Annotated in this window: 28 protein-coding genes; 8 read left to right on the top strand and 20 right to left on the bottom strand. The window is 35.5% G+C overall.

The window, feature by feature from the left end:
- Positions 1 to 49: 49 nt before the first annotated feature.
- Entirely contained in the window at positions 50 to 1,360 is a 1,311-nt protein-coding gene (locus T323_RS27740; protein ID WP_026671883.1) for an ATP-binding protein, read from the bottom strand.
- 106 nt (positions 1,361 to 1,466) lie between these two features.
- Between T323_RS27740 and T323_RS29710 the strand changes: the two genes are divergently transcribed.
- Positions 1,467 to 1,589 carry an HXXEE domain-containing protein gene (locus T323_RS29710; protein ID WP_156942372.1) on the top strand — a complete coding sequence of 41 codons (123 nt, stop codon included), beginning with the start codon at positions 1,467 to 1,469 and terminating at the stop codon, positions 1,587 to 1,589.
- Positions 1,590 to 1,652: 63 nt separating this feature from the next.
- Here T323_RS29710 and T323_RS25745 read toward each other — a convergent pair whose 3' ends face one another.
- The 4 genes from T323_RS25745 to T323_RS0102520 form a co-directional block, all read right to left on the bottom strand.
- Positions 1,653 to 3,098, bottom strand: coding sequence for a PAS domain S-box protein (locus T323_RS25745; RefSeq protein WP_051556318.1), 1,446 nt, complete (start codon positions 3,096 to 3,098; stop codon positions 1,653 to 1,655).
- A gap of 102 nt (positions 3,099 to 3,200) precedes the next feature.
- Positions 3,201 to 4,067 (bottom strand): polysaccharide deacetylase family protein, encoded by an 867-nt coding sequence (locus tag T323_RS0102535; protein ID WP_026671882.1) that lies wholly within the window; start codon positions 4,065 to 4,067, stop codon positions 3,201 to 3,203.
- 405 nt (positions 4,068 to 4,472) lie between these two features.
- Positions 4,473 to 5,420, bottom strand: coding sequence for a CAP domain-containing protein (locus T323_RS0102525; RefSeq protein WP_051556317.1), 948 nt, complete (start codon positions 5,418 to 5,420; stop codon positions 4,473 to 4,475).
- Positions 5,421 to 5,534: 114 nt separating this feature from the next.
- A complete protein-coding gene (locus tag T323_RS0102520; RefSeq protein WP_026671880.1) occupies positions 5,535 to 5,972 on the bottom strand; it encodes a hypothetical protein in 438 nt (145 codons plus the stop codon).
- A 215-nt stretch (positions 5,973 to 6,187) separates the two neighbouring features.
- Here T323_RS0102520 and T323_RS0102515 point away from each other — a divergent pair, with 215 nt between their 5' ends.
- On the top strand, positions 6,188 to 6,526 hold the full coding sequence (locus T323_RS0102515; protein WP_026671879.1) for a hypothetical protein: 339 nt from the start codon (positions 6,188 to 6,190) through the stop codon (positions 6,524 to 6,526).
- A 62-nt stretch (positions 6,527 to 6,588) separates the two neighbouring features.
- On the opposite strand, the gene T323_RS0102510 is transcribed toward T323_RS0102515, so the two are convergent.
- The 8 genes from T323_RS0102510 to T323_RS0102475 form a co-directional block, all read right to left on the bottom strand.
- Positions 6,589 to 7,587 carry a GTPase gene (locus T323_RS0102510; protein ID WP_026671878.1) on the bottom strand — a complete coding sequence of 333 codons (999 nt, stop codon included), beginning with the start codon at positions 7,585 to 7,587 and terminating at the stop codon, positions 6,589 to 6,591.
- Positions 7,588 to 7,704: 117 nt separating this feature from the next.
- Entirely contained in the window at positions 7,705 to 8,760 is a 1,056-nt protein-coding gene (locus T323_RS0102505; protein ID WP_035177447.1) for a C40 family peptidase, read from the bottom strand.
- A gap of 201 nt (positions 8,761 to 8,961) precedes the next feature.
- Positions 8,962 to 9,192: a small acid-soluble spore protein Tlp gene (gene tlp / locus T323_RS0102500; RefSeq protein ID WP_026671876.1), complete on the bottom strand. Its 231-nt coding sequence runs from the start codon at positions 9,190 to 9,192 to the stop codon at positions 8,962 to 8,964.
- Positions 9,193 to 9,287: 95 nt separating this feature from the next.
- The gene (locus tag T323_RS0102495; protein ID WP_026671875.1) at positions 9,288 to 10,481 is read right to left on the bottom strand and encodes an ABC transporter permease; all 1,194 of its coding nucleotides are present in this window, start codon (positions 10,479 to 10,481) and stop codon (positions 9,288 to 9,290) included.
- Positions 10,478 to 11,167 (bottom strand): ABC transporter ATP-binding protein, encoded by a 690-nt coding sequence (locus T323_RS0102490; protein WP_026671874.1) that lies wholly within the window; start codon positions 11,165 to 11,167, stop codon positions 10,478 to 10,480. Before T323_RS0102490 ends, T323_RS0102495 begins: the two co-directional genes overlap by 4 nt.
- Entirely contained in the window at positions 11,160 to 12,284 is a 1,125-nt protein-coding gene (locus T323_RS0102485; protein ID WP_026671873.1) for an efflux RND transporter periplasmic adaptor subunit, read from the bottom strand. The genes T323_RS0102490 and T323_RS0102485 overlap by 8 nt, the downstream gene beginning before the upstream one ends.
- Positions 12,285 to 12,287: 3 nt before the next feature.
- Positions 12,288 to 12,977 carry a YknW family membrane protein gene (gene yknW, locus T323_RS0102480; protein WP_026671872.1) on the bottom strand — a complete coding sequence of 230 codons (690 nt, stop codon included), beginning with the start codon at positions 12,975 to 12,977 and terminating at the stop codon, positions 12,288 to 12,290.
- Positions 12,978 to 13,051: 74 nt separating this feature from the next.
- A complete protein-coding gene (locus tag T323_RS0102475) occupies positions 13,052 to 13,933 on the bottom strand; it encodes a selenium metabolism-associated LysR family transcriptional regulator (RefSeq protein ID WP_026671871.1) in 882 nt (293 codons plus the stop codon).
- A gap of 115 nt (positions 13,934 to 14,048) precedes the next feature.
- Between T323_RS0102475 and T323_RS25740 the strand changes: the two genes are divergently transcribed.
- Together T323_RS25740 and T323_RS0102465 are read left to right on the top strand one after the other, a co-directional pair.
- The gene (locus T323_RS25740) at positions 14,049 to 15,077 is read left to right on the top strand and encodes a YeiH family protein (protein WP_051556316.1); all 1,029 of its coding nucleotides are present in this window, start codon (positions 14,049 to 14,051) and stop codon (positions 15,075 to 15,077) included.
- 39 nt (positions 15,078 to 15,116) lie between these two features.
- Positions 15,117 to 16,250 (top strand): acyl-CoA dehydrogenase family protein, encoded by a 1,134-nt coding sequence (locus T323_RS0102465; RefSeq protein ID WP_026671870.1) that lies wholly within the window; start codon positions 15,117 to 15,119, stop codon positions 16,248 to 16,250.
- A 710-nt stretch (positions 16,251 to 16,960) separates the two neighbouring features.
- On the opposite strand, the gene T323_RS25735 is transcribed toward T323_RS0102465, so the two are convergent.
- Positions 16,961 to 17,995: a lactonase family protein gene (locus tag T323_RS25735; RefSeq protein ID WP_051556315.1), complete on the bottom strand. Its 1,035-nt coding sequence runs from the start codon at positions 17,993 to 17,995 to the stop codon at positions 16,961 to 16,963.
- A gap of 154 nt (positions 17,996 to 18,149) precedes the next feature.
- Between T323_RS25735 and T323_RS0102450 the strand changes: the two genes are divergently transcribed.
- On the top strand, positions 18,150 to 19,409 hold the full coding sequence (locus T323_RS0102450) for an ATP-binding protein (RefSeq protein ID WP_026671869.1): 1,260 nt from the start codon (positions 18,150 to 18,152) through the stop codon (positions 19,407 to 19,409).
- 107 nt (positions 19,410 to 19,516) lie between these two features.
- On the opposite strand, the gene cspD is transcribed toward T323_RS0102450, so the two are convergent.
- Positions 19,517 to 19,720, bottom strand: a complete 204-nt coding sequence (gene cspD / locus T323_RS0102445; RefSeq protein WP_026671868.1) for a cold-shock protein CspD — start codon at positions 19,718 to 19,720, stop codon at positions 19,517 to 19,519.
- 578 nt (positions 19,721 to 20,298) lie between these two features.
- Between cspD and T323_RS25730 the strand changes: the two genes are divergently transcribed.
- Both T323_RS25730 and T323_RS0102435 read left to right on the top strand, forming a co-directional pair.
- Complete coding sequence (locus T323_RS25730; RefSeq protein ID WP_218971028.1) at positions 20,299 to 20,583, top strand: DUF5658 family protein; 285 nt, start codon at positions 20,299 to 20,301, stop codon at positions 20,581 to 20,583.
- A gap of 67 nt (positions 20,584 to 20,650) precedes the next feature.
- Entirely contained in the window at positions 20,651 to 21,838 is a 1,188-nt protein-coding gene (locus tag T323_RS0102435) for a class I SAM-dependent rRNA methyltransferase (protein ID WP_245613671.1), read from the top strand.
- A gap of 266 nt (positions 21,839 to 22,104) precedes the next feature.
- Here the strand turns inward: T323_RS0102435 and T323_RS0102430 are convergent, their stop codons facing one another.
- Entirely contained in the window at positions 22,105 to 22,362 is a 258-nt protein-coding gene (locus T323_RS0102430) for a phosphorylase family protein (protein WP_026671866.1), read from the bottom strand.
- A gap of 71 nt (positions 22,363 to 22,433) precedes the next feature.
- Positions 22,434 to 23,018, bottom strand: coding sequence for a histidine phosphatase family protein (locus T323_RS0102425; protein WP_026671865.1), 585 nt, complete (start codon positions 23,016 to 23,018; stop codon positions 22,434 to 22,436).
- 200 nt (positions 23,019 to 23,218) lie between these two features.
- Between T323_RS0102425 and T323_RS25725 the strand changes: the two genes are divergently transcribed.
- Positions 23,219 to 23,491, top strand: a complete 273-nt coding sequence (locus T323_RS25725) for a DUF4190 domain-containing protein (RefSeq protein WP_035177442.1) — start codon at positions 23,219 to 23,221, stop codon at positions 23,489 to 23,491.
- Between the two features lie 31 nt (positions 23,492 to 23,522).
- Here the strand turns inward: T323_RS25725 and T323_RS0102415 are convergent, their stop codons facing one another.
- The 3 genes from T323_RS0102415 to T323_RS0102405 all read right to left on the bottom strand — a co-directional run bounded on the left by T323_RS0102415 (position 23,523) and on the right by T323_RS0102405 (position 26,267).
- Entirely contained in the window at positions 23,523 to 24,800 is a 1,278-nt protein-coding gene (locus T323_RS0102415; protein WP_026671864.1) for a type II restriction enzyme, read from the bottom strand.
- Positions 24,787 to 25,629, bottom strand: coding sequence for a DNA adenine methylase (locus T323_RS0102410; RefSeq protein WP_026671863.1), 843 nt, complete (start codon positions 25,627 to 25,629; stop codon positions 24,787 to 24,789). The genes T323_RS0102415 and T323_RS0102410 overlap by 14 nt, the downstream gene beginning before the upstream one ends.
- A gap of 71 nt (positions 25,630 to 25,700) precedes the next feature.
- Positions 25,701 to 26,267 carry a GNAT family N-acetyltransferase gene (locus T323_RS0102405; RefSeq protein WP_026671862.1) on the bottom strand — a complete coding sequence of 189 codons (567 nt, stop codon included), beginning with the start codon at positions 26,265 to 26,267 and terminating at the stop codon, positions 25,701 to 25,703.
- Positions 26,268 to 26,273: the final 6 nt, after the last annotated feature.

Below are 26,273 nucleotides of genomic sequence, written 5' to 3'. Positions count from 1 at the left end.
ATTTATAATTCATTAAATACCTATATTTTTACAGCACGACAAAAACATTCTACTTTTTATCAACCTTATGTCCTGCTAATGGTAGTGCAATTAGAAAACTAGTACCTTCGCCTACTGTACTTTTCACTTTAATCTGACCATCTAATGTTTTTATAATATTAAAAGCAACCATAACACCTAACCCAGTTCCTTCTTCTTTTGTTGAAAAATATGGAGTTCCTAGTTTTCTCACTTGCTCGTCGGTCATCCCATTTCCCGTATCCTGTATATTAATTACGACGTCACGCTCGACACAATACATGTCAATAAAAATTTTCCCACCCGTTTGCATAGCTTCAATTCCATTTTTAATAATATTAATAAGACATTGCTGAAATTGCTGCGCGTTGCCGTTGACATAGCATGAATTGACACTTGTCTTCATAAACATTTCTACATTTCTAATTGTGGCAAATGGTTTTAATATATTCATTATATATGTAATTTCTTTGCATACATCGAGCGTATGATTTTGTAATGACGAAGGTTTAGCATAGGTTAAATAGTTTGTAATAATAGTAGATGCACGGTCAAGTTCTTCAATTGAATGAGCGATATAGTTCTTTTTTTGATCCTCTGTTAGCGTTGCATCGTTTAATAATTGCAGAAATCCCCTTGTAACTGTTAATGGATTTCGAACTTCGTGAGAAATACTTGCTGCAATTTCACTCACTGTGTTATTTTTTTCAATTCGATTAAATTCTTTTTGAATATGTTTGTTCCATCTTTCTCTTTCGATAAAGGAAACAAAAAATAAAATCGATAAAGATTGAATGATAAAAAGAATGACTAATGGGATTATAAAACCAGAATGAAAGATAAAATCCTCATTAAGAAAAACAGGATACAAAATAAAAGGATAAACCAGTATGAACGATAAAAACACAAACAACAACCCAAAACTAGAAGCTAAAAATGATAAAAATACTCGTCGGATGACAATGTCAGTATTTTTAAAGTAAGGAATAACAAACCATAGAACCCCTAATAATAGTCCGTTATTTATAAACGATCCATACGCTCCGACACCGCCTATATAAAAACGAAAAACCGTCAAAACAACGAATAACGCAACCGCGTATTTTCTTCCACCGTACAAAGCACCTATAATAAAAGGTACATGACGCATATCAAAAATATGATCTCCACTTAACGTAATAGGAAAAACCATACACATGATAATAAGAAGGGAAGACACCATAAATAAAATGATATCACTATGTTTTCTATTTTGAATAAAATTCACAAATACAAACAAAAAGGTAAAAATGAAAAAAGCATTTAATATTAAATCTTTTATTTCGTTAACAAATAGTTCCATACCATTCTCCACTCGCTATTGTTTTCTATTATAAACTATTCGGTTAAAACTTCTTATTCTCCTTTTCTTCTTTTTTTCATAAGAAGTACTTAGAGCGCAGTTTTGTATGTATTATTTTTGCTTGTTTTCCTACCGCATTTCACATCTTGCAGTCTTTTGTATAAAAAAAACGTATACTCCTGGACTTTATACCGCTACCTTTATAGTTACTCCGTTTACTCTTTATTAATTTGATAAAATTAAATTAAAAATGAAAAGAACGACTCTACCATTTGAGCCGTTCTTTTCATTTTCAATTAATTACTGGCAATGAAATTATAAATGTAGTTCCCTTATCGACTTCGCTTTCTACTTGAACTGTCCCCTGATGTTCATCGATAATTTTATAACTGACCATTAAACCTAAGCCATTCCCCTTTTTCTTTGTCGAGAAAAAAGGTTCACTTAATTTTTTTAATTGTTCAGGAGGAATCCCGACTCCTTCATCGCGAATCGTAACAACAGCATGATTATTTTCTTTCTTTATGGAAACATATAAATGCCCACCTTTTGGCATTGATTCCATCCCATTTTTCATGATATTTAAAAAAACTTGCTTCAATCGATTTTCATCACAGTGTATAAATAACGGCTCAGGAGATTCCTCAATAGATATAGATACTTTATTATATTTGGCCTCAGACTTTAAGAATAAAGTAATCTGTTTGACTATCGTGTTCACATTTTTCTTCATAAACTCAGCAGCTTTAGGTTTTGCTAACGCCATGAATTCACCAACAATAAAATCAATCCGGTCAATTTCTTCTAGCAAAATGTCGAAGTATTCAAGGTTTTCTTGTTCTTTTGTTTCATCTTTCAAAAACTCTGTATACCCTTTTAGCATAGTGAGCGGATTTCTAATTTCGTGTGCAATTCCGGCAGACAGCTCACCAATAATCGCCAACTCTTTCGAACGCATCACCATTTCTTCTGCTTTTTTCCGATCTGTAATGTCTGTTCGTATTGATACATATTGGTACGGTTTTCCTTTATCATTTAAAAATGGGACGATTGTCGTGTGAACCCAATATAATGAACCGTCTTTTGCTCTATTTTGGATTTCGCCTTTCCAGACATTACCTGTCCCAATTGTTCGGTAAAGCTGTTTGAAAAAATCTTTATTGTGAAAACCTGAATTAATAATTTTATGATCTTTTCCAATAAGTTCATCTCTTGTATATTGTGAGATTTCACAAAACTTATCGTTCACATAAATGATTTTACCTCTCGGGTCAGTAATTGCAATGATAGAAGATTCATCTAATGCTTGTTTAATATCAATTAATTCTTTTAACGAATGTTTTAACTGTTCTTCAAAAATCGAATCTGTAGATTGATTTTGAACAAACAATACAAAATCGCTAACTTTGCCACATTCAGTTTGTAACGGCGTCATTTTTATGTTTAGTGGTAACCAATTTCCATTATGATGTTTACTTTTACAATTTGTTTCAATTGAATGAAATTTTGATTCCGCGTCTTTTATTAATTCACGAAAAGCATCCGTATTCATTGGGTGCAGCCAATCATAAAAATTTTTATAAGGAAAATTGTCAGATTGATATCCAAAAATACTTTTTAAGACAGTCGAACAAAATTTTATCCAACCATTACGATCGATGATGATAATCAAGTCTGTTGTGTCTAATTCAATTGATATATTGCTGTTAGGTAATGTACTCAAAGTACCACCATCCATTCACATACTCTTGCATCTACTATACAACATTTTGTTCAAAAAAAATACACAATTTGATGATTATATAGTAATTATGAAAAATGAATGTTTTATAGCTCACATTTATTTTTGGTAAGGAATTCCTACTAACTCGGGAACAGTAACAAACTCAAACCCCTGTTGCTGTAAAGCTGGAATAATTTGATGTAACGCTTCAATTGTACTCGTACGGTCTGCATCCCAATCTCCACCATCATGCATTAAAATAATCGAACCCGGTTCAACATTACTCAATACATTAAAAGCTGTATCTTGGGATGGTAATTCACGCCAATCTAACGAATCCACAGACCAGCCAATAACTGAATAATTCATTTCAGCTAACTTTTCGACTAATTCCTCATATAAAAACCCATATGGAGCACGAAACAATTTCGTTCTATAACCAATCATATTTTCTAATAAATCTTCAGTTTGGTTTACTTCTCGTTCAAGAACAGCTACATCGGCTTGTTCAACTAAATTCGGATGCCAATATGTATGATTTCCGACAATATGGCCTTCCTCCACCATTCTTCTTACTATATCAGGATAAACTTCTGCTCTGGCTCCCATTACAAAGAAAGTTGCTGGAACATTATATTGGTTAAGAATATCTAATACCTGCGGGGTAAATCGCGGATCTGGTCCATCGTCAAATGTTAAGGCAACTTGTAATTGAGTTGTATCCCCACGTAATACAACCGTATCAGGGTATTTTTGTTGTAGTATGATATTTGATACAGGATTTCTCAATCTTCCTGTATATTCTGAACCCCCTTCTGGTTGTGGTAATTCCTCGTTTTGGCGATTTGAACTGTTTTTGTCATCCTTCCACCACCACTGTTGTTCCACATCTGTTGTTTCTTGTTCGATTCCATATACAGTTGGAATAAAACTAACCATCATGAAAAGCACAACAAGACTAATTTGATAAGCATTTGCTTTCACATTGTCATCTCCCTTTTTCTATTTTCCTCGTTATTTTTTATTAACTTGGCCAAATTATTCTTAATCATCGATATAAAAGCAAATTTCTTTATCTTTTACGTGATACATATATCATTATGTCAATGTAGAATGATGAGCTTTTTTTGAGCAATGGCAAAATCAAAAGAATACACAAAAGCGAATAAAAAATGAAACATAAAATAAAGGAATAACAAACCAACATCCATCTATTTTCCCTAGACATTCATTTGTAATTATCATGTTTAGAAAAAATCCTAATACGGTACGTGAAATTTTTTTAATTTAAGGGTGAAACTTTCCGGACATATATTCCGTTAAAACTGGCCCAGCAAAAAAAAAAAAACAGACTATCGATTTCATCATATCAATCGATAGTCTGTTTTTTTATTTAGTAATGAACATTTGTGTCCAGTAATGTCCGTTTTCTGTATAACCGACACCAATATGAGTGAAATTCCCGTTCATGATATTGGCTCGATGTCCTTCACTATTCATCCAAGCTTGTACAACTTCTTCGGCTGACCTTTGTCCTTGCGCAATGTTTTCCGCTGCTCCTCGATATTCAATCCCAAAATCTCTCATCATATCAAAAGGAGAACCATATGTCGGACTTGTATGAGAGAAGTAATTATTTGCTTGCATATCCTTTGATTTTTGGCGGGCTACATGGCTTAAACTCGTATCCGCTTGTAAATCTGATAATCCATTACGTCTTCTTTCTGCATTTGTTAAATCGATGACTTGCCTTTCAATTGCAGAAATTTCTTGTCCTTCCCCTTGCTGTTGCTCAGGTACTTGTTCAGTTTCTGTTGGTGTTTGTTCAACCTGTTCTTTTTGTGGGTGCTCTGCTGGTTGTGCCTCCCTTTGTTGATCTGTTGGTTGTTGCGCTCCTTCTTCTGGTTGTGCACGATTTTGGCGTAACCTTGTTGTGATTTCTTCTGTAGATAATCTTTCTGGCAATAGTCTTGCTATATCTTCAGGTGTTAAGTTTCTATCACCATCCGGTAAGCGTTGTGAAATATTCCCAGGAAGCCTTTGTGCAATCTGTTCTTTTGTTAATTGAATTTGACGGTCTGGCAATTGAACAGTAATTTGGTTTGATGCATCATTGGAAACCGTAAAATCATATTTCGCATGTTGAATTTGTACTGCTTTTGTGTGAGGAAAATCGTCACTTGATAAATCTGTTGCTTCGCTCGAGATTTGTCCATAACGAACACGGTCCCCTTCAATAACTCCATCATTATCTGCATCCAATGCTTGATCACCATTACATCCGATGAGCAAGAAAAGGAAGCTGCAAAATACTAAACCTAACCATTGTTTTTTCATGTTTTTAAATCTCCTTTTTGCTTTTATTATGATGTTAAAACGAAGAACTATAGCAGGGAATAAAAGTAAAAAAAGAGGTACAAAAATTCATATTGAACTTTTGTACCTCTTTCATTATGTTACTTTTTCTAGTTGTTCATGTAATATCAGCAATTTTTCTTTAATTTCTGTCACACGTTTTTGATCATCTTTATTCATACAGTCGTGCAATTCCGATAAATAAAAATCAATTCGTTCATACACCTCATTATGTTGTTGCTTTTGATTTTCTTCATGTTCTTGCTCTACTTTATATAAGAAGCTAATTTGATGATTTAAATGCGATAAAATATCTTGGCAATTAAGTTCAGCATATGTCAATTCTAAATACCCTTTATGACGTAGAAATGATAACTGATTGTTTGATGTTGTGTTATAAATATTTAAAATCATTTTACCACTGTTAAATCCCCAAAAAATACGAAAATCATCGGCTAACACATTTCGAATCAATTGATCTAACTGTTTTTTTTCTACATGTATTGATAAGTGATGATATTTTTTCGTTTGCATGTTTTAACCACCTCTTTATCAGCATATTCTTTGCTTACTATTATAATATAAGAAAATTCAGAAAATGTAAGCCTTTTCATAAAGTTTATTTATTTTTCTTTTTTTCATGCTTATAATTTATATATTTTCATTTATTATATGTAGTTCTGGTGTCCACACGGAAAAAAGAAAAAAAAATATACTGTATTATGTCAAGTAAAAAAGGGGTGGGGAGTATGTATCCTTCAAGAGAAGAAGAGATAAAAGCATTGAAAGTTAGACTTGAAGAATTAAGAAATGATTTAAACTCACTTGAAGCTAGAATCGACTCCAAACCGGATGTCAATGCAGTAAAAGTTATTATTAACGAACAAAATAAATCTGATGACTTTGTCTCCAAAGAAGATGTCGAGTCAATCATCTATTCCACACTACAGTCAAAACGATTTATGACCGAAACAGATGTCAATAATGTTACAAAACAAATTCAAATTACAATGATAAAATGGATGATTGGAACTTGTTTAAGTGTCGGAACAGTCATATTAGGTGTATTACGTGTTATTAATATGTAAGATGGTATACGTGAATATCATACCACCTCTCCATTAATAACACGTAGCATTTAAAAAATTTACTAAGCTTGCGGCAGCTTTTTTTGTTTTAGCTTTTCTAATATAAGTGATAGGCTTTTCACATCAAGTTCTATATCTTGTTCGTAAGCGTATTTAATTCCATATCCAAGGGCAAGCGTTACACTTCCAGCTACACTGGCACCTACAACAGAACCAGCACCTGGAAACAATTTTATAACTTGGCGAAAGAGACTTTGACCAATGTTGCCTGTGACAGACGCAATGGCCATTTCTTTTGCCCGTTTTTTTGTTATTGGTTTATCATATAATGTCGCTAAACGCACCATAAGACCGACTTGAATGCTAGTTATCGGTACAATATCAGAACCGGGTAATGGCAATGCACCTACAGCAGAGGCCGAGCTTGCAGCAGCTATAATCCATTTATTCGCGGTTTTTCCTTTTTCTTTTAAATGCTTAGCGAATAAAATATCTTTTTTTTCCTCGTGGAGAATATCTAAAATGGCGTTTCTGAGCATGTCCATATTTTCATTCGTTCTAGACGAAATCGGAATAACTTTATACTGATAATTCGTATGGTCTTGAACATACTTTACGAGTAATGGAATATCATCAGCCGCATCAATTTTATTTAAAACAATAAGCACTTTCTTGTTTACCTTTGTTATAATATCAAATAACTTTTTTTCACCTTCAGAAAAAACTGTTCCTGCAGCGTTTAAGAAAAACAAGACGATGTCGGCTTCTTTATAAAAAGAAAGTGTTTGTTCGGAATGGTTTGTTTCTATATCATCTAACCCTGGTGTATCAACAAAAACGATTTTATCTTTATATTTATATTTTTTCACCATGACGGTCTCACCAGGTTGTGCCCCCACAGGAGCAACGATTTCTCCAAGTAACTGGTTGACGGTTGACGACTTACCGGCATTCACATCACCAATGAGCGCAAAGACTATTTCTTTATCAAGTTGCGCGTTAATTTCATTCATTTCTTCCTCATAAATCTCGTTAAATTGTTGCTCTTCTTTATAATCCATACTTTCTCCCCCATTTTGGACGATGTTACTCTCTATTATAAACATATAAACATGCCTTAGCCATTTTAAAATGGAAAAGCATCTAACGTAGCTATGACGTAGATGCTTTTCACTCCTTTAATTTATCACTCGTTTAGCAAACACATAATTGCGGCTCCAGTAACGATTTTGCATAACGTTCGTAACAATATGAACGCCTCTAGATGAAGAAGCATGAATCATATTCCCATTGCCCATATATATCCCAACATGACCAATACGTCCATCAGAATAGAGTTCTGAATCCGTGAAAAATAATAAATCTCCCGCTTCTAGATTTGTCACAGGTGTTCCGATACTTGCCTGCTGACGAGAATTTCTAGGTATTGTAATTCCATGTTGCGCAAACACAAATTGAGTATAAGAAGAACAGTCAAAAAGTCGTGGCGCTTCCGCTAATGTTGCTCCAAACTTATATCCGGCACCTATATATTTCTGTGCTTCATTGATAATATTTGTTTGTAATTGAGCTCGCGGTGTAGCAGGAGGATTAGGTACTGGATTCCGATCTCTTACAGGTTCTTCTTCTCGTGTTTGAGCACGTCCTGGTAATACTAATAATTGGCCTGGACGAATAATATCAGTTGTTAAATTATTAGCTTCTCGTAATGCCGCTACGGTTGTATGGTGAGCTTGAGCAATGAACCAAAGTGAATCACCCGGTTGAACTTTATAATGACTTGCTGGCTTTCGAACTTGAATCGAACCATTTTCCGCTTTAAATGTAATATTTGCATTGAAAATGGCACTCGCTGCATCTAAAGAAACATAAGCCGTTTCATTTATCCAACGTGGAGGTGGAATATTTAAAAACTCATCCCCTCTCCTTGCTCTTGTGCCCCCCATTGTAATGCGAACCGTTGTTGATCCATCTGTTGTTTGGTATGTTTTTGTCGCAGATTCAAATTGAATATGTTTGTAACCTAGAATATTGGCAATATCAACAAAGGGTAGAAAATAAACACCATCAATTCGAATCGGATTAATTCCGTTCACCATTGTTCCATTAATCGCTACTCCAGCATTTGGTACTCTTTCTACTGGCGCTGCATTTACATTTGCCAAATGTAAACCCGAAAAAAGCAACGTAAACATCAACATAGAAATTGCAAGTTTTTTTGTTTTTGTAATCATTGTTTTCTCCTTTTCTTATTCTTTTCAATTGGCTTTTTCCGAATTTTGAAATTCTCTACACCAGAAAAAGCATGCCAATTCTATCCGTAGGTTTTGTTTCAAATTAAATTTTATTCTTGAAAAAAATCAACAAATGCAAAAGAACACAAAAAAAACGGATTCCATGTTCAACTAAGAACATCAATCCGTTTCTCATATTGATTATTGTTGTCGGTCATGAGCCTCATCTTTTATTTCAGCTCTCATCGCTTGAATTGAATCTTCGCGGCGAGCGTTTTTCGCCTCGATATTTTGACGCTCTTGTTCAGAATCAGTATATTTTAACGTTTCCTCTGATTCCTCAATATTTTCTATAGTGTTTTGAACCATTTCTTGAAGTTTTTCTACATTGTCACTTCTGTCATCTGGTTTCGGTTGTTGATTTTGAGTCATGATGTCATCCCTCCTTCCGAGATTATTTTTTTCTCAAAGAGAAAAAAACATTCGTAAAGAAAGAAGACAACTTTTTTTACCACTTTACTTTTTGATTATTCATAACGAAGAGAATCAATCGGGTCAAGCTTGGCCGCTTTACTAGCAGGTAATAAACCAAAGATAATGCCAATGAACATGGAAAATAATAGGCCACCGATGATAACCGGTACAGAAACTAAAGATGGCCAGCCGGCAAAAAACGAAACTAATGAGGATATTCCAATCCCAAGCAAAATTCCGATCATTCCCCCAATTAAAGTCAAAATGACGGATTCGACGAGAAATTGAAAAAGAATTTGCCCTTTTGTTGCACCTAATGCTTTTCTTATCCCGATTTCTCTCGTTCTTTCTGTGACAGACACAAGCATAATGTTCATCACACCAATTCCACCAACTAACAGGGAGATACCAGCGATACCACCAATAATCATCGTCATAATTCCCGTTATCGAACCGATCATATCAGCTAATTCTTCATAATTCATCACTTGATAAGCATCTTCTTTATTATTTGTTCGGTTTAACATTTCTGCTGCTTTTTCACCGACGACTTGTAAATTTTCATGATGATTGGCTTGTAATGTAAGTTGACTTACATCACTCTTCATAAATATTGCTCTCCATGTCGACCATGGTAAAAAAACTTCATTTGAACCAAAAGCAAACATCCCAGAAGGAGGTTCAAGGACACCAATCACCTCAACTGGTTGCTGACCGATTCGAATGATCTGACCTACCGCACTTTCTTCATCCGGAAATAATTCTTCTTCTACAGTTTTTGAAATGATTGCTGTTCTTCTAGCTCCAAAAAAATCAGCTTGTGTAAAAGAAACACCTTCTGCCAATTCAAAAGAATACACTTGTAAATAGCCTTCATTTACACCCGTGACCCGAGCATCAAATGACTCTGTCCTGTATCGTACCGGACTAAACTCATAACTTGATGTGACGACATTTTTCACTTCAGGAATCTCTTGCAAGTTTTTAATATCTTCCAATGTAAATACAGAACTATAAGAAAAATTAGGATCCATCATATCGTCATCAGTCGGAACATAAAAGACTTCGATCGTATTATCTTCTCCAGCGAGCTCCGCTGTTAGCATCGCTTCTCCACCTTGTCCGATAGCCACGACGATAATGACAGCCGCAACACCAATAATAACCCCTAGCATCGTTAATACTGACCGCATTTTATGAGCTTTAATGGACTGTAATGCCATGAAAATATTTTCGAGTATACTCATATCGATAACCCTTGCCCATTTTGTTGTTCAACAATAACACCATCTCGAACGACAATCGTTGATTTTGTATAGTCAGCCACTTCCTGTTCATGCGTAACGATTAATATCGTTGTACCTTCCTCATTTAGTTGGGTCAATAAATCCATAATTTGCGCGCTCGTTTTCGTATCTAGTGCTCCTGTTGGTTCATCAGCTAAAATCATACTCGGCTTATTCACTAACGCTCTTGCTATGGCTACACGTTGTTTTTGTCCACCAGATAAAGCATTCGGAAGATGATGGACTCGGTCTTGCAATCCAACTTTTTCTAAAGCTTCTAACGCTCTTTCTTGACGTTCTGCTTTTTTTACACCGGCATAAACCATTGGTAATTCAACATTTTTGAGTGCGGTTAATCGTGGCAATAATTGAAATTGTTGAAACACAAACCCAATCGATTGATTTCGGATTTTTGATAATTGAAATTCATTATATGATGTTATATTTTCTCCGTCCAATTCATAAGTGCCAGTTGTTGCGCGGTCCAAACACCCAATTATATTCATTAATGTTGATTTCCCTGACCCCGATGGTCCCATAATGGCCAAGAAATCACCATGATTGACTTGTAACGAAATATCCTTCAATACTGGAACATCTTGTGCTCCTAATTTATACGTTTTCGTAATCGATTGAAGTTTAATCATGAAGACTCACTTCCATTCCATCAACAAGTCGATTTGTTGGATTAACGACGACTCGATCTTCTTCCGATAATCCATTTACTTCCATTCGGTTTCCATCGGCAATCCCTAACGTAACAGGTACTTTTCTAATAATGCCATTCTCATAAACATACACATAATCTTCTCCATCTTCTTGTACAATGGCGGACATATCAATCGTTACTGCTTCCTTTTCTTCCATGACAACTTGCATGATCATTTGCATACCAGGCTTTAATACTGAAACAGGACCTTCTTCAATGGCAACTTGAAATGGATATTGAACAGCCGCTCCCCCATCTAGCGGTTCAGTAGACTTCGGAAAATAAGAAACCGAATCAATAACACCACTCCAGTTCTCCTCAATGATCGCATCGGACGATATATTGACACGTAATCCTTCTTTGACTTGGACTGAATCGTATTCTGAAAGATGTCCTGTAATTATGACACTATTTTTATTTGCAATGTGAACGATCGTTTCATTTCCTTCAAAGGTAGAGACGGATGCTGCTTCATTAATCGATAACACTGTTCCTTCTCCCGTGCTCGTGACAATATGATCCTCTTCTCTTTCTTCAAGCGCTTCTTTTTGAAGAAGAATTTGTCGCAAGTCTAAATTAGCCATTCGTCGTTCTAGTATTAATTGGTCTTCTTCTGCTCGAACCGCTTTTTCCGCTTCTTCTTTTCCAACTTCTTTTTCAAGCTCTTTTTTTCGTTCTTTTACAGCCTCTAACTGTTTCTCCACTTGATTGATACGAAGATAACCAGATTCAATTTGAATGTTGATTTGTTCAAGTTCATAGCCGTATTGAGTATTGGGAAATTCCACTAACGGTGTTCCTTCTTCAACAGTCTCATCCACATCGACTAGCACTTTATAATCGCTTCCTTTTTCAGGTGAAAAAGAAACAATTTGTTGGTGCTCCAACTCTACCGTACCTGGGATCATCACTTCAGAAGAAATAGTTTGCAATTGCGGCGACTCGACTTCAACACTGACGGCTTGATCTGCTAACGAACGGTACACACCAAAAAATGTCAGCGTTGAAATTAACACAACGACACCAACGATGATCCCGATTTTCTTTTTATTCATATGTTAAAACATACCTCCCCCAACAGTCACAAGTGCAGCACTAAGCAACAGTGGAATGAGCGTAAATGCAATCGCAATCGACCAAGCAAGAGCCCCATTAAAATCAGCTGTACGTTTTAACCCAATCGCCGTTAAAATAATACCCCAAATCGTAAACACTTCTATTCCACTTAATAACACACCTAAAGCTCCTTCTAGTTGTAGAACTGTACTTAGACTCGTCACGATATGCTCAGGGTTCATACCAAACATAGTGGCAATGATTGAATTAAATAAAACTCCTAAACCAGCTACGAACATAATAAATAGATTCATAGAAACAAAATGAGCAAACCCCGCTTCACTATGAACGATTTTTCCAACAATCCATAATAAAAATGAGACAATTAACGTTCCGACAATAGGCACAGCCAATATTCCAACAAACATAATAGCTCTAATAAAAGGCTCCATTTGCAACAAAAGGTCTAGCTCTTCGGCTGGAGCATCAGGAATTAATAATCTGAAATCCGTACCAATTGCCGCAATGGCACCTGCAATTCCATAAAGGAAGAAGACAATAAAAAAAGGGACTACTATTTTCGGTTGGTGCTTAATTCTTGTAAACTGTTCCCCAGGGTTTACAATAACACCAAAAATCGATGGTTTCTTAATGTCCTCATCCAGTTGATGAGACTGATGTACTTCTGACATATTATTTCTCCTCCTACATTTACCATTTTTCTTCTACTTGATTATATACGAGTATGAACTAAATAGGTTTCAAATTACCTCCATTTATGTAATTGTTTTAAAAATAATTGTACAGCTTTATTTTCAAGCATGGCTGGAGAATAAATATAAGAAAACATCCTTTGAAATCGAGCGTGATTAAAATCAATTTTAACTAAACTACCATTTTCGATTTCTTTATTTACAACACAATTGGATAAAAAGGTAAGGCCAACCCCGTTCATGACGGCTTCTTTCACACCGTGATTACTACTAATCGTTAATAGCGACTGAACTTTTATCCCATTTGAACGGATGACGTGCTCCATGAATTCTCTCGTCCCTGATCCTTTTTCTCGCAACACCCATGTTTCTTCTTGTAATTGTTCGATCGTAATGTTTTTCTTTTTCGCTAACGGATGGGATGGATGACAGACAATTCCTAGTTCGTCTTCCATAAACGGTTCAATATGAATTTCTTTTTCACTTGTTTGTCCTTCAATTAATCCAATATCAACTTGAAACATTCGTACTTGCGATACTACTTCTTCGGTATTGCCAATCACGATATTGAGCTGAAGTTTAGGAAATTCTTTATGTAATGTAGCTGCAATGGCAGGCAAAATATATTCCCCAATTGTAAAGCTTGCCCCGATTTTTAATTCTCCTTGGACTTCATGATGATATTCAGCGATCTCTCGTTTCATTTGTTCATATATACTTATCATTTGCTTGGCTCGTTCATACACAATTTTACCCGTTGGAGTGACACTTACTTTTTTTGGTGTACGAATAAATAATGTCGTTTGAAATTCTTCTTCTAGATTTTTAATATGTAAACTTACACTAGGTTGTGAAATTCGTAGTTTTTGTGCTGCTTTTGTAAAATGCTGCATTTCAACTACAGTGACAAATGTATTTAACGCGTCATAATGCATTATGGCACCTCTATAATTAGTTTTCTTAATGATAACAATTATTATAATATATTTCACTAATTAAAAAAACTTCGATAAAGTAGAATTATTCTAATTTGTAAGGTGTGTTAAACTTATGATTTCAACGAAAGAATATATAAAAATAATCTTTATCATTATTCCCATTAGTGCTATGGCTTTTTTCTTGGCGAAGCTACCTGTTTTTTCAACTATCGGTATGTTAGTCTTGGCCCTTTTATTAGGAATGGTATATCGTTACGTCAAAACGCTTTCGACCGAAAGTATTCAAACGGTTTCCAAACTAACGAAAATCTTTTTACAAGTCGGAATTGTTTTTCTCGGGGTGAGAATTAACCTATTTGACATTTATGATGCAGGGAAACTACTGTTTCTCCTAGCAACTATTTATGTCATCATTAGTTTAGTGTTTGTATATGGTTTGGCTAGGATTTTTCAAATTAATAAGACACTAAGTCTTTTAACAGCTTGCGGTACAGCGATTTGTGGGGCAGCAGCTGTTATGGCTGTTGCCCCACAAATTAAAGCAAAACATGAAGATATCGCCATTAGTGCAGCAACCGTTGCGCTTGTAGGTACTTTTTTCTCAGTCATTTATACTGTTCTTTACTCACTATTTCCTATCCCTTCTTCTTTATTTGCTGTTTTTTCGGGAATCACATTACATGAAGTCGCACATGTACTTGCAGCAGCAGCACCTGCTGGACTAGAAGCGAGTGATATCGCCATCGTGACAAAACTAACGAGGGTGTTATTTTTAATCCCAGTCACATTTATTATCGCTTTTTTCTATTTTCGTTCGAAAAAAACGACAATAGCAAACTCAACATTTTATTGGAAGCCTCCATTCCCTTGGTTTATTTTTGGTTTTTTATTCATGAGTATCCTGCACACAGTTGGTGTATTACCATCTGTATTAATTCCAATATTTACGACGCTTTCCTCGTTATTTATTGCATTTGCAATGGCTGGGTTAGGCTTATCGATTCAAAGTAAAACCGTGATCCATTCTGGAAAGCAAATTATGCTCGTTGCATTGATAAGTTCAACTTTATTATGTGTAGGAAGCTTTATTTTTCTATTTTTCTTCCATGCTAATTTCTCATGTGTTCTTTATTATTTTTGATATACTATAAAGCAAATCAATGCGTAAGGTGGGGACTACATGTTTGCAAGGAATGACCGCGAAAAGTTTAAGTTAGCTTCTATGATAAAAATATCTGAACAAATTCTGACACAAAAGGATGTGTCAACAACGAAGCAATTCCCATATGACAACATTAAATATTTACAAAAAATAAGATATACTTCTTTAACATTGCCTTCAAAATGGGGTGGTGAAGAAGCTGATCTTTATCAGTTCTTACTCTTACAAGAACAACTGGCACAAGGATGTGGCTCTACTGCACTTTCAATCGGTTGGCACCTTGGTATTATTCTCGATATTCATGAAGAAAATCATTGGAATGAAGAAGTATTAGATGAAGTGATGGACGCGGTTAACAACGGTGCCCTGTTAAATCGCGCCGCGAGTGAAGCGGCTACAGGAAGCCCAACAAGAGGAGGAAAGCCAGAAACAACGGCTGTGGAATACGATGATTATTGGGTCATTAATGGAAGAAAGACATTTACAACAATGGCTCCTGTTCTAGATTATTTTCTCGTATCTGCTTCAATCGAAGGGTCGGAAGAAATTGGAGAGTTTTTAATTCATCGCGATACTAAAGGAGTGACCATCGAAGAAACATGGGATAGCATTGCGATGCAAGGAACTGGCAGTGAAGATTTAGTACTACACAATGTGAGAATTGCTAAAAAGTATCTGTTAGAATTTGTCACACCTAAAAGGAGAAAAAAAGCAAACGGGTGGTTACTTCATATTCCTGCTTGTTATCTTGGTATTGCACAAGCCGCAAAAAACTATGCGGTTCAATTTGCCAAATCATATACACCAAACAGCCTTACACACCCTATTAGTGAATTGCCAAATATAAAACGATTGATTGGAGAAATGGAACTCGAAACAAAACAAGCGAGACATCTTTTATATTCCGTTGCCCGGTTATTCATGGAAAGTGATAAGAAAGAAGTGCTCATTCCTGAGTTAGCTGCTGTTAAACATACGGCAACAAATGCCGCTCTTTCCATTGTTGATAAGGCGATGCGAATTGTCGGAGCAAGAAGTCTCTCACAACAAAATCCCCTGCAACAATATTACCGAGATGTAAGAGCTGGACTTCATAATCCACCGATGGATGATGCAACGATAAACCTTTTAGCTGAAGAAGCCATTAAATAAGAAAAACGCTGAGCGTTTTTTCTTTCAAGCGAAGTGCGGAGCCCTGCCCGCTTTTGACAGTGAACCCCAAGTGCTCTTCCTGGGGTGAAACGCGCAGGTGCGCAGCCTTCGCTCTTCTTGAAATAGCTTTCAAAGCTTCACTGCTACACCAAAATTTTTATACTCTCTTATCTTCAATAAGAAAAACGGAGTGAGGAAACCTACCTCACTCCGTCCTTTTTTGTTTCCTGGAAACCTGAAAGCCTGTACTGTCATCCATGTACCCTTTATACTCAGGATCAATTTCTTCTCCACAAGTTTCACAGGAAAGAATTGGTGGTGGTGTCATCGGGTCGCCACCGTCCATAAATCAGTATCTCTTACAACATCAAAAGGTTTCTTTTCCTTTTCATGACACACTAAACAATCAAAGCTGATAGAATCCTTCTATTAGACACTTCTTCCCGGTTTTGCACTCGTTTTGTCTAATAGAACCTTCCTATTAGACACTTCTCTCCGATTTTACTATTGTTTTGTCCAATAGAAGCCTATCACACACAATTCAAACGCCCTCCGTTAAAGAAAAACTCGGGAGCATCTTTTCTTTTCAAACGAAGCGCGCAGCCTTCGCTCTTCTAGAATTAGCTTTCAAAACTTCACTGCTAGAGCAAATTTTTTCTTTCTTAAATGTCAAAAGCAGCCCCATCCATAATAGATGGTCTGCTTTTGATTTATAAAAAGTAAGGCTGTAAACAAACAGGTTTCTTCACTTGATAGCGATACTGTGTGTGCTGAAGCAAACCACTTTCTTCTTTTTTAAACACAACAATACAATCACTATCTTGGTTAGCAACAAGGACAAACCTGTTATCTGGTGTAATCGAAAAATGACGAGGAGTTTCACCTTTAGTATTTGTATACCCAATATTCATTAAAGAGCCGTCTTTAGCAATAGAAAACGAAGCAATGCTATTGTGACCACGGTTTGAAGCATATAAAAAATGACCATCTCGATCCACTTTAATTTCTGCCCCTGTATTCTCAGTTTTACAATCCTTCGGTAACGTTGAAACCTTGTTTATAAGTTGAAACTGTCCATTTTCATCATATGTAAAAATTGATATCGTCGAGGTTAATTCTTCCATTACATATACGACAGGAAGCTTTGGATGAAAAGCACAGTGTCTCGGTCCTGCCCCAGGAGAAACTGCAATGCTGTTATAATAAAAAAGACGCTTCCCTTTTTTTTCGTATACAACAAGACAATCTGCCCCTAAATCTGGGACTAACACATAGTTTGTGTTCGGTATAGACACAATCGAATGCGGATGTGGGCCTTCTTGTCTATCTTTATTCACACTTTTTCCCGTATGTGGAACAGAATTTATGTTTTCAAATCTTCCGTTCTGTTCATCTACTGAAACCGTACATATACTTCCCCCATAGTTTGCAATTTGGAGAAAGTTTGGGTCTTTATCATTTTCACTTATAAAACAAGGAGAAGTACCTTTTGTAGACGTTCGGTCAAGCTCTATTAACTCCCCCGTGTTTTTTTGCAATTGATAAGAGACGATTTCTCCTTCTTCTGTTTCACTAACTGCATAAACGAGAGATTGGTTGTGATTTACCAAAACATATGATGGATGATCAATACCTGAAATAGATTGTACGAATGTCATTTTTCCTGTTGAAGGGTCAATATTGTATACGAATATGCCCTCTTCTTCTTTTTTCGCATAAGTCCCAACAATATATTGATAAGACATGTAACCAGCTCATTTCCTCAGTTTTCTTACATTATCTTGAACAAATGTATCATTTGCAACCATTTTATTGAAATATTGTTGAAAAAAAACTATCCGTATTGACTATCTTGCAGTAAAATATTCTTAACTACTGTCATAAAAGTGAGGGACATCAATGTCAAAACGACCATTAATCCATTTTTTAGACGATCAACCGTATAATCGGTACCGTGATTACGCGTTTGCGGTTCATAAAATTAAAGAAGTGTTGTTGAAAGAAACCGGCTTTGAATTTACAATGTATGCGGATGATGAAACATCAAATGAAATGTGGGAAATATTAGAAGAGGATTTACTCGAAGATCAAACTCAAGTCGAGTTAGTAGCACCTGTTTTTGATACGATTGAAACCGCTACAATTTCATCTAACCATACCGATAAAGCATTAGAACTAATTATAAAACCAAGACTAATAAACAGTCTTTATTATTATCCGAACTTTGCCACTGCATTAGTGCGAATCCCTATTTTTCAGGCGCATGGCGATGTAACTCATGATTTTATTTTTTCAAAAGACAATACTACACTACAACAATATTTACAATATATTTTAAAACGAAAAAGAGACTATATTAAAAATCATGTCACTGTTTTTTTAGATACTGAAAATGGTGTTGAAAGCAAAAAAGAAAAAATTACGACGTTAGTGACAAGAGACGATGTGTTTCTTGAAGAACATATGAAGCAACAAATTTATCGATCGATTGATGAGTTTTTCCTAAATAGTGGAGAATTTTTCACAAAATTTAATATACCTTATAAAAGAGGTATTTTACTTTATGGTAAACCTGGAAACGGAAAAACAACATTAGTGAAATCGATCGCAAATAGCATTACAGCACCAGTTGCATACTGGCAAATTACTGAGTTCACATCGAGCTATTCTATCCAGGAAGTTTTCTCAGCTATAGCAAAAATGGCACCGATGGCTTTAATTATAGAAGATATTGATTCCATGCCTCGTGAAGTTCGCTCATTTTTCTTAAATACATTAGACGGGGCCACATCAAAAGAGGGAATTTTCATTATCGGCACTACAAATTATCCTGAAAGAATTGACCCCGCTCTCATCAACCGGGCTGGTCGGTTTGACCGGGCTTATGAAATCAAATTACCGAATGAGCAAATGCGCTTTGATTATTTGTTGAAAAAGGAATTAAATCAAGTGCTATCTTTAGAACAAATTACAGAAGCCTCTTTATTAACTGATGGGTTTTCGTTTGCGCAATTGAATGAACTGTATACCGCGGTCGTTCTTGAATGGCATTATGAAAATACAGTCGACCTTCACCGCATTTGCGAAGAACTAAAATCAGCGAACAAAAAAAGTAAATCACAAGAGTGGGAAACAGAAGACACGAAAATGGGTTTTTAATAAAAATCTTTTTAGAATAAGCTTTCAAAGCTTCGCTGCTAGACCAAAATTTTTATATTTTTATCATGAAAAAAACTGCCTTATCGGCAGTTTTTATTTATTGAGAATTAAAGCTTAACTACGTTTTCAGCTTGTGGACCTCGGTTTCCTTCGACAATATCGAATTCAACTTGCTGTCCCTCATCTAATGATTTAAAACCATCTCCAGTAATCGCACTAAAGTGAACGAATACATCGTTACCGCCTTCTACCTCAATAAATCCAAATCCTTTTTCTGCATTAAACCATTTTACTGAACCTTGTGCTTTCACGTTATATTACCTCCAAAATAAATATTAATAATATGCAACCCTTTTATTAAATGGTATTCACATATTATAAAGAACATCAAATATCGGTTGGATAACCTTTATAAAAGGTGAATGTTCTTGTCTTTGACATTTGATAGTATGACCATTCACGGACAGAATATACCCTATTTTTTTCCTAGTTATAAAATCCTAATTATGTCATGTTTCTTTTTTTATGTTAACTACTATATATATTTCACTACGAAAAGGCCTACATCCCTTCGTTTTTTTAGCTCAATTCCAAAATTTTTTCTTCTTATTATGACTTCACACCCAAGATTTTTTCTTTATATTTTTATAAAATTATGATCCTCTCCATTTCCCTCCTTCTATATGCTCATAACGTCGACCAAATCTGTGTTATTTCAATATATTGAACATTTATAAACAAAACATTTGTCACTTATAAACCGCTCTTTTCTGTTTGTACAATACTTAAAAGACCCGTAAACTAAAATGTTTTAAATGTTATTAATTTATCCATACTAACTGTTAGAAGTTGAGGTGGTCTTATTAAAACGAAACAGAAAAAAATAATGTTGTTAAGTGCATTCCTACTCTTTCTCTGTTTTTGCGATGCTTTTTTTACAGATATCGGCATCCGTTTCTTTGGCATTGAAGAAGCAAATCCGATCATGGCCATTATTTATGACACGAGTACTCTTGTTTTTTACACTGTTAAACTTGCTTTACCACTGCTTTTATTTATTCTCTTACCATATGTTTTTCAAAAGAAAAAAATTCAAATGATGGTTATGGTCGCCGTTAGTCTTTATACGGTTATTTTCCTTTATCACCTTTTCTGGTTATCGATCGTTGTGTAACGATTGATTCTCCATTCATTGTTCTGTATTATAGAAACGGTATACGAATGAAATGGAGCTGACGAAATTGAAGGCAAAAGTAATTTTACATAGAAAACGAAAGAAACGAGTAGAACAAGGACATCCTTGGGTTTTCCAAAGTGAAATCGATGAAGTCATTGGTGATTTTACCCCTGGTGACATTGTAGATGTGTACAACCATAATCATGTTTTTTTAGCAAGAGGCTTCATTAATCCAAACTCTCAAATGATGGTTCGAGTTTTAACTCATCAAGAAGATGAACAAATTGACTCCTCTTTTTTTGTTCAACGAATTAAGCAAGCGTGGGCACATCGCCAACGTTTTATCCCTAATGTTACCTCTTGTAGAGCGATATATGGGGAAGCTGATTTTCTACCAGGGTTTGTTGTTGATAAATATGAGGATGTTCTCGTAGTACAAATTATGGCTCTTGGCATGGAAGTGCAAAAAGAATCGTTATTGGAAGGATTATTAGAAGTCTTTCAACCAAAAGCAATTTACCTCCGCAATGATGTGTATGTTCGAGAGCTCGAGGGTTTAGAACAAGAAAAAGGATTTTGGTATGGTGAATCGCCTACAGAAATTGAAATTGTTGAAAACGGTGTTCGTTACATTGTCGATATTGAAAATGGCCAGAAAACAGGATTCTTTTTTGACCAGCGTCAAAACCGAGCAGCCATTCAACCGCTCATTACTGAAGATGCTGAGGTTCTTGATTGTTTTACCCATACCGGCTCATTTATGCTTAATGCATGTAAATACGGGGCAAAGCATGTAACAGCCGTTGACATTTCTGAACACGCTATCGAAACGGCAAAAAAAAATGCAGCGTTAAATGATTTTTCTAATGTTGATTTTGTCGTTGCCAATGCTTTTGATTATTTACGTGATTGTGTTCAAGAAGAGAAGAAATGGGATGTCGTTATTGTAGATCCTCCTGCCTTTGCAAAGTCAAAACACGCAGTTAAAAAAGCTCTACGTGGTTATAAAGATATTAATTTAAACGGACTTAAACTTGTAAGAGAAGGTGGCTATTTTGTTACGGCTAGTTGTTCGTATCACGTCCATCCTCATATGTTTATGGACATGCTTACTGATGCTGCATTTGATGCAAAAAAAATCTTAAGACAAATTCATTGGGACGGAGCAGGTTATGACCATCCAAAATTATTAGGGGCCGATGAAGGTGATTATTTAAAATTTGCCATTTTTGAAGTTACGACGAGGAAATAAGGAAAATCCAACAACAAGTAAGCTGTCGAGATTAACATCGACAGCTTACTTGTTGTTGGTTTTCGGACATATGTTCCGTTATTTTAGTTGAAAACCATGTTTTTCAAAAGCTATCGGACACTCGTTCCGTTACTTTAAGAAAAATAAGTACTCCCACTCCTATTTTCATCAAATAACGGAACATATGTCCATGCACAATACAAATAGTGTGTTTTTCCAAAAAATAGCGGAATATATGTCCGTAATGTAACATTCAAATTGCTTCGTTATCCTTTTGCTGTAAGATGCAAGGCTAGTCTTCTAATAACCTCATTTGTGGCACTTTTAATAAAGTCTTTTTCTTCGTTCGAATAAAGAACCGAATCTCCATGAATGATCTGGTCTGAGACTTGAAATAACCCAATCGCTCTCTTGGTAAAGCTTGCACAAACAGCAAACGTCGTTCCACATTCCATCTCAACACCTAAATATCCATCTTGAGACCACTTTTTAATGTTTTCTTTTTCACAAAACGTAACAGCCATCTGGACTAGAGCTGGATTTTTTTTTCAACCAATCATCTTTCGTATAATCCCAATACACTTTCATTTCTCACCTAATACACTCGATTGAGATAATGCACAACCTTTTGACCTGTTTTCTTAAATGATAATAGCGAAACACTTGCTGGTTTCACTTTAAACATAGGGTAATGATACAATGGCACTTCAAGTACTTTATGCAAAAATAAATTAATCCACTCGCCATGACTCACTATCGCAATCGTATCGTTTGAACTCGCATCAACGACTCGATCCATCACTTGAGATACTCTTTCATCTAAATGAAATAACGACTCCCCATTAGGTGCCGCTTCGGCTCTATGATTAGAAAAATATAACCATTCTGACGGATATCTCTCTTCCCGTTCTTCATTTGTATATCCATCAAATATACCACTCGTTCGTTCCATCATTTGAACATCTACTTGAACTGGTGTTCCTGTTGTTTCTCCTATCGCTTGTGCTGTATGCAATGCTCTTGTTAATGGACTTGAATAAATGCGATCAATCGGTTGATGTTTTGCTAAATATTGACTCACTTTTTGCGCTTGTAACAGTCCTTTTTCAGATAAAGGGATATCGATTTGTCCCCCACCACTTTTTTCAGATTTCCCGTGCCGAATTAATAAAACTTTCATGATGTTCACTCCACGTTTTTTTCCCATTATACATAAGCTTGAAGAAAAACAAAAACAAAGACCCTTGTATCCACACCATTTTATACAATAAAAAATTATTCCGTTTTTTTTTGACTACTCGTCCACTAATTGCAATTTTATGGTATTATTTTGATGTGAATTCAGCTGGCTATCATAAAGTAGTTATAGGGGGAATGAATATGAATGAACATATGCCTACCAATGGGAAAGCCATCACTGCCCTAATACTAGGGATTTTATCTATACTACTGTCAGGATTTGGACTAATTTTAGGCATCTTTGGTATTTTCCTTGCAAATAGAAGTATAAAAGAACTAGAGCTAACAGGAGAGAAAGGTCGTAATTTAGCAATAGCAGGACGAGTTTGTAGTATTGTTGGGATTATCCTCTCTATTTTTACTATTATTTTACTCCTTTTCTTTTTCTCAATTTTTATTTTTGCAACGATGTAAAACAAAAGAATAGGCTGTTGGCCTATTCTTTCTATCGTTCACATAACCTCTTTACCCAATCCATCCACTTGATAACCGTTTGTGCTCGACGATACAAAGTTGATTCTGCTAATATCCCAACCTTTTCTTCTTGCATTATTGTCACGATTCGGTCTTTTGAAATCGCCATCGTCGGAACCCATTCTAAAAAAACACGTTGGAAGACTGTTTTTTTAAACAAACATCGAGTAAGTTCTAAATACTTTTGTTTATATGGCAACCCCATTATTGATTCACCTAATGAACTTAACTTGTATTGAATTTGACCTTGTTTCGTTTCTTTTTCAATTAACCGTAAATACCGACCGATGTTTGTATAATAGTCCGATTGCCTCGCTGTAAAATCATAGTTTTCCGTAATCATATCTTTTGTTAATGATTGTTCATATAATAAACTTAACAAATCAACGACTCGTTCAAAACTATCTGCTTGAGGAAATGGTATTTCATACGTTTCTTTATCAGCTTTAGTTTGTTTTGCTACTTCAATAATGTCTTGAATTGATATTGCTTCGCCATCAATCATAAAGTTCATTTGCTTAACGAGACGAATCGAATTAAAAACATTTGCATTTCGAAACTCATACACAAAAAAAGTAAAAATATCATTGGAATGCGTAAAAAATACCGGAGTAATTTTTTTATTTGTCCGCTTTGACCATACGCGATATGGATAAAAAAGCTGACGAATATTAAAATCACGAACCGCTTCTTTTTTTGCTTCTACAATGATAAAATCTTTTTCACCCTCATATCCACCATCAATTTCGATTTGTGATCCTACCACTTCAATCGGAAACGTACCTTCACGAACAGCTACTTCATAATCAAACTGTTTTGAGCCCATTCGTCCAGAAACCGTTTGTAATAAAGGGGCATCTTGAGATAATCCTAATACTTGATGAAACATTCCACTCACAAACGCCGCATGAAGGGTAGCACTTTCTGAGTATAAGTCAGTCGTGTTAACTGTATCTACATAGGAAGGTAGTGTGACCTTTATCGGTGTTTGTGTCTCATAAGATACATCCTCAAATATCGAAAACGGACCAATGATATATTCAGAGCGTGAAATCGGTAAAATTGATAACCCATGTTGTTGAAACAGTTTCGGTAAGTTTGACTCGTGGTCAAATTTACACATTAACCGTGGTTCTCGTTCTTCTCGAATCATATCCGCTGTTATCCGGGAATACCCATTTGTTTGAATATCGTGTAAAATTTGATGACGTGAAAATAATGTTTCCCATGCGCGATCATTTTTTGTCATACGTTAAGATCACCGCCTCGTCAATTTTCCCACGTCCTGCTGCTTTTGAATTAATTGCTCTCGTTGCTTTAACCGCTTTAATTGTAAACTGATCATATAATTCACAAATAAAGTCCGTATAAGAATTAGAAACCATTACATAACAGCCCCGGTTGGCGAGTTCGACAACAACATCGCGCAATCGTCGTTGCTCTTCTTTTCCAAAGCCTTCTAATGCATAACTTGTAAAAGAAGAGGTTGTGGATACAGGATCATATGGTGGGTCGAAATAAACAAAATCCCCTTCAGTCGCTTCTCGTAGCACTACTGTAGAAAAATCCTCATTTGAAATAAAAACATCATTTTCATTTAAATATTGATGAACAGCTCGGAGAACGGGTTCATTTTTTATATTTGGATTTTTATATTTACCAAAAGGAACATTAAATTGACCTTTTGAGTTCACACGGAATAATCCGTTAAAACATGTTTTATTTAAATAAATAATGCGAGAGGCCCGCTCTATTTTGGATAACTTTTGAAATCCATCCTGTCGATCAAGCGAACGGATATGATAAAAATAATCTGAATCATTTTGATGTTTTTCTAGGCTTTCAAGCAATTCATCAATATCATCTCTTATCATTTCATAAACATTGATCAATTCTTCATTCACATCATTAATAAAGGCTGCTTCGGGTTTAAAGTGAAAAAGCATGGCACCTGCACCGACAAATGGTTCAAAATAACGATTAAACTCTTTTGGAGCAAGCTCAGATAAAACCGGAATTAATTGTCGTTTTCCACCAGCCCATTTTAAAAATGGTTGTACGTCTTCTCGTTTGTTCATCTTTTCATCTCCTGTGACTTTACACAAAACAAAACATAATACAAAAAAGTATACTATAAAAAAAGGAGAGATTATAGTCTGTAAAATTGTTCTCTTAGAATCGCATAACAATGAACATCCCAAAATTTTCCTTTTGTAAACATTTTCTTTTTCATCGTTCCTTCTCGAGTCATACCTATCTTCTCCATTACCTTTGCAGAAGCGGTGTTCTCAACAAAACACCGTGCCTCTATTCGCTCCAAGTTCATATTTTCAAAACCGAACGTTAATAAAGCTGTTGCCGCTTCCGGTATCATTCCTTTTCCCCAATATTGTTGGGAGAGTGCATAGCCAATTTCGGCATGGTTATGATGTATCGACCATGAAACAAAATCGATCGTTCCAACCATTTCGTTCGTTTCTTTTACCTCGATCGCCCAAGGTGCTATTTTTTGAGATTGATATTGTTCAAGCACAAACATAATAAAATCAATAGTATGATCAATTGTCTCATGACGGTCCCATGTCACATACTTTGCGACCTCTTCATTTGAACAATAAGAGAACATATTTTCCGCGTCTCCTAAAGTTAATTTTCTTAATCGTAGTCTCGGAGTTTCAATCGTCGGTAAATCATTATAGATTTCTTCCATTTTCATAAGCGA

It is taken from the genome of Alkalihalobacillus bogoriensis ATCC BAA-922, assembly GCF_000621445.1.
Lineage (GTDB): Bacteria > Bacillota > Bacilli > Bacillales > Bacillaceae_F > Bacillus_AO > Bacillus_AO bogoriense.
The sequence above is the reverse complement of the archived record's forward strand: the minus strand, read 5'-3'. Positions and strand labels throughout refer to the sequence as shown.